Below are 12677 nucleotides of genomic sequence, written 5' to 3'. Positions count from 1 at the left end.
ACGACGATGAGTTCGAATGTTGTGCTTCCTGAGCAGCCAAAAGCTCAGCCTAGTGTTTCACCTTGGCGTTTAGTCTGGAACCGATTTAAGCGCCATAAAGCCGGTGTAGTCAGTGCCATTTTTGTTGTACTGCTGGTGATCCTATGTTTCTCTGCCTCTTTAATTGCGCGTTGGATGGGACATGACCCGTTTGACGTCAATTTCTTTGCTCGCTTAGAACCAGCGAGCAGTACCCATTGGTTAGGAACCGATGAGCTGGGCCGTGATGTTTTTTTACGTCTCTTATATGGTGGACAAATCTCATTAATGGTTGGCGCGGTGGCGGCATTTGCCACAGCGATTATCGGTAGCTTGATTGGTGTTTGTGCCGGATACTTTGGCGGAAAAATCGATGCAATTTTAATGCGGATTGCCGATTTCACCCTCTCACTGCCTACCTTACCATTGATGATTGTTCTGGCCGCCGTGGACTTGCGTAAGTTAGGTCTACCCGATGAATGGGTGCAAGGCGATACCATTAGCCTGTTACGGATCATTGTGATTGTCGCTCTCTTCGGTTGGCCGACTACTGCACGCTTGGTGCGTTCTGGCACCTTATCAGTTCGTGAACGTGAATACGTAAAAGCTGCGGTCGGTTATGGCGCTTCTTCCGCTCGCATCATCCGTAAACACGTATTGCCGAATGTACTATCACCCGTAATCATTTCGACCACCATGGCCTTAGGTGGCGTCATCTTACTTGAGAGTGCTTTATCTTTCCTTGGCTTAGGTATTCAGCCGCCCCTGCCTTCATGGGGTAATATGCTGCAAAATGCCCAAGAAATGATTTGGCAATCTCCGGGACTGGCGATTTATCCAGGAGTAGCTATCTTATTCACCGTCATGGCGTTTAACTTTTTAGGTGATGCGCTACAAGATGCGTTAGATCCTAAAGCTTAAACGCTCATACTTTATCAAGATCATCCACGCCGCCCCTATATTCGAGGGCGGCTTTTTTTCAGTCACTTTTATCCCTAACGATGTTTTATTCGAAATCAGTGAGTGTTAGGGAAGCCAAACACACTATTTTTCCTTATCCCGCTTGAAGTCCGTATTTTTTGCCTTATTTATATGGGTAAGCCACCTACATTGACTGTTAAACGTATTAACGGGGGTACCGATGAATACCTTGCCCAATATCCATTTACAAGTCTCGGAAACTGCCTCGGGAGCAGCAAGTCCCCATTGGCCTGCGGTGATGGCCTTTCCTCAACGTAGCCAAGATACTCTTTTTTTACCGCCGCCAAAACGGGTGTTCGCTTTGATACCCGGTCTTTGGTTATGGCTAGACGTTATGAGATTAGCCAACCTTTGGAAACCGACGATTCATTAATCGCCCAGATCGACGAACCGCTACCTCTATGCGCGATTAACAATCAAGCTTTATTGTTCAACCCAACGGTTAAGGGGCAGAGAAATTGATTGAACAACACCGCAATAAAATACGAAACCGCTACAAAGTCATCAGCTCTGTAGCGGTTGAATGGCTATATAGTTCGCGGATAAACGGCCTAAGCCGCTTTGACTTTGTCGTCCGTTTTCACACTGGTATTTTGGCTAATTAGAGCTTGGTGTAAAGCGCAAATTGCACTGTTATAATCACCGTCTTCCACCACAAATTGCACATTAACATTGCGCATCGATGAGTGAGCAGCCATCGGGTTGACCCCCGCTTCCATTAAAGACTGCATGCCTTTACCGAGCGCGAGGTTAGTATTAATCGAGGCTCCAATCGCCGAGATTAACGCAACCATTTTCCCTGAAATCGACGCATTCGGATAACGCTTCTCTGCTTTATACAGGACATGATTCAAGTTATCGCTCGTGCCACTCAAGAAGTAAGTCATTGAATTTGCGTTCATTTCTTTACCAACTAAATGGACTTTCGCTTCAGCAATGATTTCCATCAGTTCATAGCTGGCATTATCAACATTACCCACCATGCTTTGATCAAACATATGTAAGGCGAACACTTTGTTGCGCCCAGCAATGATCTCGACTTTATTGGCTTCCGGTTGATGATGATTTGAAATCAGCGTACCAGGATGATCCGGTTCAAAGGTATTTTTGACTCGAAGTTCAATGCCTTTTTTACGTAATCCAGCCGCGGCGTTAGGATGAATCGCTTCCATACCCAAATTAGCCAACTGATCGGCCACATCAAAATTCGTCAGTCCCAGCGGGCGAACTTTCTCCGGCCCAACGACTCTAGGGTCTGCGGAGCTAAGGTGATATTCTTTATGAATAATCGCTTGTGAGGCGTCGGTTAATACGGCTATCCGGCTAAAGGTCATTTCGCTGTAGCCGCGATCATAACTCTTCATTAAGCCTTGGTCGCAATAAGCGTAACCGGTAACAATGGGTAACTCTCGCGTCACATCAATATCAGCAAAGGCACGTTCAATCACCTCATCCAACTGGCCACGCGTTTGTTCACTCCACCCCGATAAATCGACAAACCGAGCATTAATGCCCAACGTTTTCAATTTAAGCGTGGTGTTATAAGCACTGTGCGCTTCGCCAATAGAAGAGAGGAACTCTCTAATTTGTGGTAAATAATGACGCAGTGAAAACTGACCATATTGGCAGGTTTCTAAAATGTTGTTGACGCAATTGACCGCTTCAGAGAGACGAGAGCGAATAAACTTATCAGCGCGAATTCGACTCATGGGATCGGCAAACAGATTTTCGTTGATCATCAACATCCGTTGTTCAAGCTCGTGTATCGCGTCTTGCCAGTGTTCATCACGCTTAGCAATCATTTGATAAATACCCGGTTTCCCGGTGCGTTTGCACTCTAAGAGTGCATCGGTCATCCCTGAATAAGCCGATACCACAAATATTCGTCCATACGGGTTAGTCGGCTTTAAAAAAATATTGTCCAGTACAGCATCAAACGCCGACATGGAAGTACCACCGATTTTTTCTACGGTGTAAGACATAAGGTCTCCTTGTATTGAATATCGGTTAGGTGATAAGCAGCGTAATAGACTTTGATTCGTTCAACATCCATTGACGCTGCTTATGGTCAGCGGATTTACTCAACGAGGGGGTAAACGCCATCTTTATCGTGGACTTCCGCTCCCGTAATCGGAGGATTAAACACGCACGCCATCACCATATCGGCCTCTTTATTGGCTCGTAGATAATGCTCATCATGCTTATCCAAAATATACAGTGTGCCTGGTTTGATGACGTAGGTTTCACCGCCGACGACTTCTATCTCCCCTTCACCCGACATGCAATAGACCGATTCCAGATGATTTTTGTAGTGTATATGGGTCTCGGTATTTTGATAAATCGTCGTGATGTGAAATGAGAAACCCATATTATCGTCTTTGAGCAACATGCGAACACTTTCCCACGTTTCGGCGACGACGCGACGTTCACTTTGTTGACATTCTTGTAATGTTCTAACAATCATAATTTTTCCTTAGGATGCTTTTTGAATAAACTGCGGAGCGACGTTTTCCACCGCTTGCTGGAAAATCGTTAAGCCTTGCTCCAGTTCATTTTCACTGATCGTCAAGGGGCAGAAAAACTTCACCACTTCATCTTGTGGCCCTGCGGTTTCAATCACCATGCCTAAGCGGAAACATTCGCGAGCAATCTTATTGGCGATATCGCCATCTTGACATTCAATACCTTGCATCAATCCACGCCCTTTTAAACGCGTAAATAGGCTTGGAAAACGGCGGATGGTCTGCTGAATCGTATGGGCGACTTGTTCAGCTCGGGCTTTAATGTGCTGTTGAAAATCATCATTAGCCCAATAGGTTTGTAATGCTTTCGCCGCCGTCACAAAGGCGTGATTATTACCACGGAAAGTGCCGTTATGCTCTCCAGGCTTCCAAACATCTAACTCTGGTTTAAACAAGACGATCGCGAGCGGTAAACCATAACCACCGATCGATTTTGATAGCGTCACTATATCTGGCTTAATACCGGCAGGTTCAAAACTAAAGAAGGTTCCCGTACGTCCACAACCGGCTTGAATGTCATCGACAATCATCAGTACACCGTGCGTTCGACAAATTTTACTCAGCTTTTGCAACCAAGGGTAAGAGGCCGCATTCAACCCCCCTTCACCTTGTACGGTTTCCAATAGCACAGCTGCGGGTTTATCCAAACCAGAGGAAGGATCGCCAAGCATGGTCTCAAACAGCGCTAGGCCATCGATATCGGCATAACCGTCGTAAGGGATACGAGTCACCCCTGATAGCCCCATACCAGCACCACCACGATGATGTTGATTCCCTGTGGCGGCTAAAGCGCCATAAGTACAGCCATGAAAGCCATTTGTGAAAGCCACAATATTGGTTCGCCCTGTCACTTTACGTGCCAGTTTCATCGCCGCTTCAACCGCATTCGTCCCCGTTGGTCCAGTAAACTGCACTTTATAATCAAGCTGGCGCGGCTCAAAAATGTAGGTTTGTAGCGCATGTAAAAAATCAGCTTTCGCTTCTGAGTGCATATCCAAACCGTGGGTAATACCGTCTTTATCAATGTACTCAAGCAATGCCTGTTTAAAAATGGCGTTATTATGGCCGTAATTTAACGAGCCTGCGCCCGCTAAGAAATCTAAGTAGGCATCACCATCTTGGGTATACAACCAGCTTCCTTTTGCTGTAGAGAACACAACAGGAAAATTATTGGCATAAGATTGAACGTTTGATTCTTTCTTTTTGAAGATATCCATAACGATGGGATTTATCCTTTTTGGTTGGTGGGAAGAGAGAGCGGGATACGGTACAAGTATTCCGTGTCATGCTCGCCATCAAAGTGGCGAGTCTCATCGAGAAAAGTAGACACTTCACCGCGTTCGCCATGTGCTCGATCCAGCTTTTTAAATAATTTCCAAGAACCTTGATTATCACGAGTAATGGTCGTTTCTAACACTCTGATATCGCTCAATTCATCACGAGTCAGCAGCTCATTCAGCATATGGAAAGCCAGACCCATACCTCGCGCAGTGGGACTCACTGCGACTTGCCAAATAAATAACTCATTCGGCTTATCCGGCTTGCGATAGGCTGAAATAAAACCGACCAATTCCTGATCACGCTCAGCAATTACACAAGTGTTTTGAAAGTGGGTAGATTGTAAGAAGTTGCAGTAAGCAGAGTTTTCATCCAGCGGAGCACACTGTGCTATCAGATCATGAACTCGCTTACCATCCGTTCGGTGTGGGACCCGAAAAGTCCACTCATCCTGAGTGTTTTGCATAATTTCTGGGTATGCAACCCAAGGCGATGCTGTCATCATAGTTTGATACATATTATCCATTAGAACTCTAAACAAGTTTCTTTTATAAACTAACAGTCTCAGCGACTTTTTCAAGCTTAAATTTTACCAAAAAGCACAACCACTCCCTAAATTAATGATAAATATAAATAAAAAATAAGAATAAAAATAAACCCATCACAACAAAAAGATTAGATGTGTAACAATAATGACAGTTTTATGAAGATAGAATGAAGGGGCATATGAGGATGGAACTGGGGGAAGATCACTCAGGCGAAGACTCAATATCGCCTGAGGATCATTCACTTAACGAGGCAGTTTGTCACAGCGTGCAGCACAAATAAAATCGTTATTGTGCAGTCCATGAATGGCATGGGTCCACCAAGTTAATGTCGTTTTACCCCACTCGACCGTGATTTTAGGATGATGATGCATCGCTTCAGCAAGGTTTGCTACCTGATCAGAAAACGCCCAAGCCTGCTTGAAATTGTTAAACCGATAGACTTTTTCTAACTGAGGAACACCGTCTCGATGCACCAGTGCCCATCCATCAAGTTCACTCAGTAATGTCTGCTGCTGATCTTGAGTTAAAGCAGTTGCGTTGCTATCACAGGCTTCACAACGTAATTCATCCAACATAGTTTTCTTCCTTTACAGTAAATGGCGCTGGTAGTAAGCCTAGTGCCATGGCTTGTTCAACATAATGCATTAAATCTAATTGACTGAGTGAGTAAAGCTCACCTATCTCTTCCAATACGTAATACACCGGCTGAATATGATCGATTCGATACGGGGTGCGCAGTACTTGCAACAAATCAAATCGCCGATGCTGCGAGTCTGGTTTATCTAGCGCGCAGCGTGTTTCTGCAGGAGAAGAGAGAATACCGCCGCCATAAATTTTGACGACCCCTTGCTCTTTTACTAAGCCAAACTCAACCGTAAACCAGTACAAACGAGCTAAATAAGCCCGTGCTTTAGGAGAAGCCTTCTTGCCTAATTGACCATATCGATGAGTAAATGCCGCAAAATCAGGGTGCGTTAACATGGCACAATGGCCATAAATTTCATGGAAAAAATCGGGCTCCTGTAAATAATCAAACTCTTGTCGAGATCGTAAAAACGTTGCCGCGGGAAATTTTTTATTGGCCAATAACGCAAAAAAATGATCAAAGCTGATTAAGGCGGGAACGGGGGCAATTTGCCAGCCGGTTTCTCGATCTAAGGTATGATTAAGCTCAGACAGTCGTGGGACTCTGTCCGCTGACAGTGCCAATAAATCCAATCCATCTAAGTAAGGCTGGCAAGCGGTCTCGCTAACAATCGACTGCTGACGAGCGACAAGATCGTGCCACACACAATGCTCTTCTTTGCTCCAATCGATCTCACCGTGTTGATTGAGTGATTTAGCAACGTAACAACTCATGACGGAATCTCCGTAACATTATTATTACATTTAGCGTATTCACGGTTGCTTCAATCTGCCATTCCTCTGCAAGGATTGGATCGACTTGTCGGTGTAACACTTTATTTACATTCGTAGATGGCATTCCCCCTATTGAGTATGCCTTAATCTATAATTTTGCTTGTTTATCAATCTTCTTTTTTGACTTTACAGCAATCTATACAACACTTTTGTTATCTAAAATTTGCTAACTTGAGGAAGACATGTCTCACTCTGACCCGATTTGGACACCTAGCCAACAACGTATTCATGCTTCTGAACTGTACCAATTCATTCAACATCTTCATCAACAAGGCTATGCAATGACTCACTATGATGAACTGCATCAATGGTCGGTTCAATCTTCCGAACGGTTCTGGAGTGAAATCTGGCAATATTGTGATGTGATTGGCTTACGTGGAACGTTATTATCAACTCAAGGCGAGGCACGCTGGCCGCCATTCATGCCGAGTCGAGATACCGTTTGGTTTGCGAATGCGGAGCTTAATTACGCAGAAAATTTACTCGCTTATGCCTATCAACAGCCGGAAAATATTGCTCTTTGGTTTCATAATGAGCGCGGCCAAAGTCGCCACTTAACGTGGCAACAACTCTCTGTTCAAGTCTGCATGATTCAGCAGTGGTTGATACAAAATGGTATCGGTCGAGGGGATGTGGTCGCGGCGTATCTACCTTATATTCCAGAAGCTGTCGTGGCCATGCTCGCGACCACCAGTTTAGGGGCAATCTGGACATCAACTTCCCCAGATTTTGGGGTTAACAGCGTGGTTGAGCGTTTTGCACAAGTGGAGCCTAAAATTCTATTTTGCTGCGATGGGTATACCTTTTCAGGTAAAACGCACCAGATGCATGAACAAAACTCCCAAGTAGTGACTCGATTACCGACGCTCAATAATGTCTGCCAAATTGATTATCTGCAAAAGCGCGCCTATAACCCAAGCATCAATGAGCATTTTTCCCATTGGGCATCCATTCTCGCTAGCTATACACCAAAAGGATTAACCTACCAACGCGTAGCATTTAATGATCCTTTGTTTATTCTTTACTCTTCAGGCACGACTGGACAGCCTAAGTGCATTATTCATTCTGTCGGAGGAACTCTGCTGAATCATCTGAAAGAGCACCAATTACATTGTGATATCCAAGCTAACGATCGGGTGTTTTACTACACGACCTGTGGCTGGATGATGTGGAATTGGCACGTATCAACACTCGCGAGTGGAGCGACCTTAGTGATTTTTGATGGTAGCCCAATTTATCCGAATCCCGATGTTCTCTGGCAGTTGGCTGAGCAATCACAAACAACGCTGTTTGGCACTTCTGCTATTTATCTAGAATCATTGCAAAAATCAGGGTTTTCACCCAATCAACATCATCACCTGGCGGACCTTAAAACGATCTGTTCTACTGGTTCAGTGCTCTATCCTCATCAGTTTGATTATGTTTATCAACATATTAAGTCAGATGTGCATCTCGCTTCGATTTCTGGAGGCACTGATATTTGTGGCTGTTTTGTCTTGGGCAACCCACTCTCACCCGTCTATCGGGGAGAATGCCAAGTTGCGGGGTTAGGCATGGACGTAGCGGCGTTTAACTCGCGGGGAGAAGCGGTCATGCAACAGCGCGGAGAGTTAGTCTGTCGCAACAGTTTCCCCAACCAACCGATTGGTTTTTGGAACGATAACGGCGAGCGCTACCATAATGCTTACTGGGCGAAGTATCCGGATACTTGGCACCATGGTGACGATGTCATGCGCTCAGAACAAGGCGGATTTCTCTTCTATGGCCGAAGTGATACGACACTCAATCCTGGCGGAGTACGCATCGGTACTGCGGAGATTTACCAAGCGCTTAAATCGATTACCGAGATAGCGGATGCGGTCGCCGTCGGCCAAAAGCAGCAAGGCGATGAAATTATTGTTCTTTTTGTTGAGTTGTCACAAGGTGCTTCGCTCAACGATCAACTGATCGAGACCATTAAACAACAATTGCGCACCCAATGTTCACCGAGACATGTACCGAAGAAAATCTATCCTATTTCTAAAGTACCGAGAACGCGCTCCGGTAAATTGGTCGAGTTAGCGGTTAAGCAAATACTCAATGGGCAAACAGTCGACAATCGTCATGCGATTGATCATCCTGAAGTGCTTGATGAGGTGGCGAGTTACGTCAACACAACCACCTAATCAACCAACGCCGCACTCTACTCACATCGTCAGAGAGACTCAAACCAGACGTGTACGGCTATTTACGTCCTAGCGCAAAAAAGGCGGCTTGTGGTCCATCCGGGGTATCGATAACAAACGCTTGTGCAACCTCAATGGTCGTAAAGCCTGCTTGGGTAAAAGCTTGTCTGACGTTGAGTTCATGTAGATGGTGATCGGCTAGCGTATTGTCTGCTAACCAATCCCACTGAATAAACAAACCACCTTGATCTAGTAACGAGTAAATAATCTCGACTACTTGTGGAAAGTCATCAACGTAAGCACACACAGAAGCGGCGACGACAAGATCAAACTGCTTTCGAAAAGCTGGATGTTGAGCCACTAAGCCGCGCGTTAAACTATCGACCACAGGCTCGACATTGGGTAGCTCTTTTTTATCCAGCTCCTCAATCATCGATTCTGAGCCATCCAGTGCGACGATAGTTTTCGCCAAAGGTGACATCATCTGACTTAAGAAACCCGTCCCACAGCCATAATCAAGAATATGCTTGCCATCCAAGGACGTTAAGGTCTTCAGTTGCTGAAATACCTGCTGAACAAACTTCGTGTTTGTTGTATTGTTTTCCCAATTTTTCGCGAGATTATCCCAGTCGTGTACCATCATGGTCTCCGTATTACGTCTTGTATTCTGGTAATATGCCAAGATTAAACCAAAATAGAGTCAACTTCATAGCGTTAGCGAACAATCTTGGTTAAGAAAATACAATATTCATCGTAATGCTGAGAAAATCGGCAATGAAAGTGGAAGTTATCAGTCTTGATTAACGTCACTCCCGTTTAATAATGGAACCCTCATGAACCTATCACAAATAGAAGCATTTTGTGCTATCGCCGATGCAGGCTCAGTTTCCGAGGCGGCTCGCCAACTGGAATGTAACCGAACCAAACTGAGTATGGCGGTAAAAGCGCTGGAAAATGAACTTAAGGTTGAGCTATTAGTCCGCAGTGGTAATCAAGTCACATTATCGGAAGCCGGTAAGGCTATCTATAAAGACTGCCAAAGCTTATTAATTACAGCGACCAGAATTAAACGCACCTGCTCGCAGGTGTGTGATGAATTTGCCGCTGAAATGTGGATTGCGCGTGATGACTCTCTGCCTGATGTGTTATGGCAAGATTTGGCTCATTCACTGAATAATTTATTTCCTAATACGTCCTTTAACATCGTCCTTGCCTCGAGTGGTGATCTAGCCAGTTTAGTCGCAACCGAGCAGGTTGACTTCGCGTTTGGTGTCGATTACGAGCGTTTGGACGATCCTCGTATCAGTTACCAGCCACTTGGTAAAATCCGCATGATGTCGGTCTGTAGCGTCAGTCATCCTTTAACTAAACTCAAACGAGTGTCCGATGAAGACTTACGTAAATCGATGCAAGCGGTGATGGTTTACCTCAATGATCAAGATAACTCAAACCTTGAGCCCTTTTCTCGCCGCTATATTGGTTTCTCAAGTTTTGAATATATGCTGGCGACCATATTGACCGAAAGCGCTTGGGGAGTGTTACCTGAGCCATTAATTCGCCATCATCTGCGCGAACAACGTTTAACCGTTATTCGCCACACCTACGGCTTAACTCAAGAAGATTATTGCATGTATACCATCCCTGGTGACGCAGAAAATCCAGCCATGCTTTGGCTAGCTGATAAGCTCAGTGATTACCTATTTGACTTTTAAATAACCAATGGCAGTCAGAGTCAATATTTTTGACAGCAAAAATAGCGCGCAACCTACTGTTTTAAATGGATTTATTTTAAATTCTTGTTTTTTATTTAGATGTGTAAGTAAATTGAGATTGTAATAGACCGATTTTAAGCCAAAATACGTTTAGTTTTTAAATCGGTAGATGTTTTATGTGTGCTCAAACAAGTTTAAATGAAAATCGTGTCTTAACCTTCTCCGCCCTTATCGCATCAGTATTTGCCCTTGGCGGATTAGTGGTTGGTTTACTTGTAGGGTCATTAGTTATTGTCTTTGATGGAGTCTACTCTCTCATCAGTTTACTGTTAACATTATTGTCGCTGGTCGCTTCACGTTATATACGTAAGCCGTCTGATGCGCAGTTCCCTTTTGGTCGTGCGCTATTTGAACCAGCGGTTATTGTTATCAAAGGCAGCGTGATCTTACTACTCGTCGCCTACTCACTGTATTCTGCGATCGGTGCTTTAATCACTGGCGGTAGAGAAGTCGATGCTTCGATTGCAACCCTTTTTGGTACAGTCAATGTTATCGGCTGTGGCTTAGCATGGTGGTATATGGCAAAACTGAGTAAACGCCACGCTTCAGGCCTGATTGGTGCAGAGGTTAAACAATGGCAAATGGATACATTGCTCAGCCTTGCAGTAACCATCGGCTTTATTGTGGCACTGGGTGTAACTTTTACTCCCTTCGCTCACTATGCGGTCTATGCTGACCCGTTGATGATGCTTGCTATGTCGTTTTATTTTTTAAAAGTACCTTTCGGGATGGTGAAAACGGCATTACGCGAAATATTCCTCATGTCACCGAGTAAAGATATTTGTAAGCGCGTTGATCAAAGTATTATCGATGCTTGTAAAGAATCAGAGCAAGATATTGAATTAACCGGAGTGACCAAAGTCGGTCCGGAATTATGGGTAGATGTGGATATCTATCCTGAAGACAACAGCGATGTAATTTTAGTCGATGATATCGAACAAACCAGAAAAACCATCGCTAAGCGTTTATCTGGGTTACCACTGAAACTACAAATTAACGTCAATATCGCGCGTTAATCCCTGCTTATCCTAACCAATAAACCCGCCGTTAATGGCGGGTTTATTTTAGGTGCTCGCTTCAATCAGATTAGGTTTATCACGCGTTAACCACCAGCAGAGTAATGAACCCAACGTCACCATTGCCACCCCTTGCCAAAAGCTGGTATCGAGTATCACACCAAGAATTAACGATGAAAAAAGCGTCGATATTACAGGGGTAAAATAAGAGAGTGTTGCCAATAACAACATATTGCCACGCAAAATAGCGATATTCCATAACGCATAACCACTGCCCATCACCACACCAGTCAGTATGACATTGAAGGTGGTGATTGGGCTAAAGCTCAATGGCCCTTCTTGGCTTAGCGCGTACTTTATCCATAACACTATCGCTGTAGCGATAAAAAACAGAGCGATAGCATTTTGACCTTTTGCAATTAATTTCGTCACGTTGCAATAGATTGCCCAAATCACCGCCCCCATAAAGGCCAGCCCATAGGTCAAAGGATTACTGGCAATATTATTTACCACATGTGTGATAGAGAATCCGGCGTCTCCCGTTAAAGTCCAAACAACACCGGTAAAGGCCAGACCAACACTCGGATAAAGCCAAACGCTGACTGTTTTTTTACTTAAGATAACCGCTAGTACTACCGTGATCGCTGGCCATAAGTAATTAATCACCGCCATCTCTAAAGCCTGATGACGACTATTGGCCATACCTATCGCTAATGCCAAGCAGATTTCATAGCTGACAAATAACCCTCCTCCTATCAATAAATAGCGAAGAGAAAAATGTTGTCGTTTAGGGACACCAAGCACGAGTATTAAAAAGAGAGCGGCAATAGTATAGAGTAAAGCTGCACCACCAATCGGTCCGAAAGCTTCAGCAACAGTGCGCATTAAACCAATCATTGCTCCCCACAATAAAATGGCAGCAATCCCACATCCTGTATATTTAAAATGGCTCATGCCT

General features: G+C 44.5%; 13 protein-coding genes. 5 read left to right on the top strand and 8 right to left on the bottom strand.

Features of this window, described 5'->3' with window-relative positions; all coding sequences use genetic code 11:
• Positions 1 to 6 precede the first annotated feature (6 nt).
• Both VIB_RS15005 and VIB_RS17635 read left to right on the top strand, forming a co-directional pair.
• Positions 7 to 939: an ABC transporter permease gene (locus VIB_RS15005; RefSeq protein WP_050782769.1), complete on the top strand. Its 933-nt coding sequence runs from the start codon at positions 7 to 9 to the stop codon at positions 937 to 939.
• Between the two features lie 220 nt (positions 940 to 1159).
• Positions 1160 to 1372 (top strand): hypothetical protein, encoded by a 213-nt coding sequence (locus VIB_RS17635; RefSeq protein WP_115342682.1) that lies wholly within the window; start codon positions 1160 to 1162, stop codon positions 1370 to 1372.
• A gap of 178 nt (positions 1373 to 1550) precedes the next feature.
• Here VIB_RS17635 and VIB_RS15000 read toward each other — a convergent pair whose 3' ends face one another.
• From VIB_RS15000 to phhA, 6 genes are all read right to left on the bottom strand, one after another.
• Positions 1551 to 2981 (bottom strand): aspartate kinase, encoded by a 1431-nt coding sequence (locus VIB_RS15000; RefSeq protein ID WP_004397110.1) that lies wholly within the window; start codon positions 2979 to 2981, stop codon positions 1551 to 1553.
• Between the two features lie 95 nt (positions 2982 to 3076).
• Positions 3077 to 3463: an ectoine synthase gene (locus tag VIB_RS14995; protein WP_040905329.1), complete on the bottom strand. Its 387-nt coding sequence runs from the start codon at positions 3461 to 3463 to the stop codon at positions 3077 to 3079.
• Between the two features lie 9 nt (positions 3464 to 3472).
• On the bottom strand, positions 3473 to 4738 hold the full coding sequence (gene ectB, locus VIB_RS14990; RefSeq protein ID WP_040905326.1) for a diaminobutyrate--2-oxoglutarate transaminase: 1266 nt from the start codon (positions 4736 to 4738) through the stop codon (positions 3473 to 3475).
• A gap of 11 nt (positions 4739 to 4749) precedes the next feature.
• Positions 4750 to 5304: a diaminobutyrate acetyltransferase gene (gene ectA, locus VIB_RS14985; protein ID WP_172465337.1), complete on the bottom strand. Its 555-nt coding sequence runs from the start codon at positions 5302 to 5304 to the stop codon at positions 4750 to 4752.
• A gap of 285 nt (positions 5305 to 5589) precedes the next feature.
• Positions 5590 to 5922 (bottom strand): 4a-hydroxytetrahydrobiopterin dehydratase, encoded by a 333-nt coding sequence (locus VIB_RS14980; protein WP_004397099.1) that lies wholly within the window; start codon positions 5920 to 5922, stop codon positions 5590 to 5592.
• Positions 5912 to 6706, bottom strand: coding sequence for a phenylalanine 4-monooxygenase (gene phhA, locus VIB_RS14975; protein ID WP_004397097.1), 795 nt, complete (start codon positions 6704 to 6706; stop codon positions 5912 to 5914). Before phhA ends, VIB_RS14980 begins: the two co-directional genes overlap by 11 nt.
• Before the next feature lie 242 nt (positions 6707 to 6948).
• Here phhA and VIB_RS14970 point away from each other — a divergent pair, with 242 nt between their 5' ends.
• The gene (locus VIB_RS14970; RefSeq protein ID WP_004397095.1) at positions 6949 to 8931 is read left to right on the top strand and encodes an acetoacetate--CoA ligase; all 1983 of its coding nucleotides are present in this window, start codon (positions 6949 to 6951) and stop codon (positions 8929 to 8931) included.
• A 58-nt stretch (positions 8932 to 8989) separates the two neighbouring features.
• On the opposite strand, the gene VIB_RS14965 is transcribed toward VIB_RS14970, so the two are convergent.
• Positions 8990 to 9571: a class I SAM-dependent DNA methyltransferase gene (locus VIB_RS14965; protein WP_004397087.1), complete on the bottom strand. Its 582-nt coding sequence runs from the start codon at positions 9569 to 9571 to the stop codon at positions 8990 to 8992.
• 193 nt (positions 9572 to 9764) lie between these two features.
• On the opposite strand from VIB_RS14965, the gene VIB_RS14960 reads away from it, so the two are divergent.
• Both VIB_RS14960 and VIB_RS14955 read left to right on the top strand, forming a co-directional pair.
• Entirely contained in the window at positions 9765 to 10643 is an 879-nt protein-coding gene (locus VIB_RS14960) for a LysR family transcriptional regulator (protein ID WP_004397076.1), read from the top strand.
• A gap of 176 nt (positions 10644 to 10819) precedes the next feature.
• A complete protein-coding gene (locus VIB_RS14955) occupies positions 10820 to 11719 on the top strand; it encodes a cation diffusion facilitator family transporter (RefSeq protein ID WP_040905323.1) in 900 nt (299 codons plus the stop codon).
• 48 nt (positions 11720 to 11767) lie between these two features.
• Here the strand turns inward: VIB_RS14955 and yddG are convergent, their stop codons facing one another.
• The gene (gene yddG, locus VIB_RS14950; protein ID WP_004397074.1) at positions 11768 to 12673 is read right to left on the bottom strand and encodes an aromatic amino acid DMT transporter YddG; all 906 of its coding nucleotides are present in this window, start codon (positions 12671 to 12673) and stop codon (positions 11768 to 11770) included.
• Between the last annotated feature and the right edge of the window lie 4 nt (positions 12674 to 12677).

The sequence above is a fragment of the Vibrio metschnikovii CIP 69.14 genome (assembly GCF_000176155.1).
Lineage (GTDB): Bacteria > Pseudomonadota > Gammaproteobacteria > Enterobacterales > Vibrionaceae > Vibrio > Vibrio metschnikovii.
This window is presented reverse-complemented; position numbering and strand designations above follow the sequence as displayed.

What these genes read in the sequence shown, in the direction of transcription:
- ectA (WP_172465337.1), bottom strand. Translation starts at nt 5,304, where the DNA reads ATGATGACAGCATCGCCTTGGGTTGCATACCCAGAAATTATGCAAAAC.
- phhA (WP_004397097.1), bottom strand. Translation starts at nt 6,706, where the DNA reads ATGAGTTGTTACGTTGCTAAATCACTCAATCAACACGGTGAGATCGAT.
- VIB_RS14955 (WP_040905323.1), top strand. Translation starts at nt 10,820, where the DNA reads ATGTGTGCTCAAACAAGTTTAAATGAAAATCGTGTCTTAACCTTCTCC.
- VIB_RS14995 (WP_040905329.1), bottom strand. Translation starts at nt 3,463, where the DNA reads ATGATTGTTAGAACATTACAAGAATGTCAACAAAGTGAACGTCGCGTC.
- VIB_RS15005 (WP_050782769.1), top strand. Translation starts at nt 7, where the DNA reads ATGAGTTCGAATGTTGTGCTTCCTGAGCAGCCAAAAGCTCAGCCTAGT.
- VIB_RS14970 (WP_004397095.1), top strand. Translation starts at nt 6,949, where the DNA reads ATGTCTCACTCTGACCCGATTTGGACACCTAGCCAACAACGTATTCAT.
- ectB (WP_040905326.1), bottom strand. Translation starts at nt 4,738, where the DNA reads ATGGATATCTTCAAAAAGAAAGAATCAAACGTTCAATCTTATGCCAAT.
- yddG (WP_004397074.1), bottom strand. Translation starts at nt 12,673, where the DNA reads ATGAGCCATTTTAAATATACAGGATGTGGGATTGCTGCCATTTTATTG.
- VIB_RS17635 (WP_115342682.1), top strand. Translation starts at nt 1,160, where the DNA reads ATGAATACCTTGCCCAATATCCATTTACAAGTCTCGGAAACTGCCTCG.
- VIB_RS14965 (WP_004397087.1), bottom strand. Translation starts at nt 9,571, where the DNA reads ATGGTACACGACTGGGATAATCTCGCGAAAAATTGGGAAAACAATACA.
- VIB_RS14980 (WP_004397099.1), bottom strand. Translation starts at nt 5,922, where the DNA reads ATGTTGGATGAATTACGTTGTGAAGCCTGTGATAGCAACGCAACTGCT.
- VIB_RS14960 (WP_004397076.1), top strand. Translation starts at nt 9,765, where the DNA reads ATGAACCTATCACAAATAGAAGCATTTTGTGCTATCGCCGATGCAGGC.
- VIB_RS15000 (WP_004397110.1), bottom strand. Translation starts at nt 2,981, where the DNA reads ATGTCTTACACCGTAGAAAAAATCGGTGGTACTTCCATGTCGGCGTTT.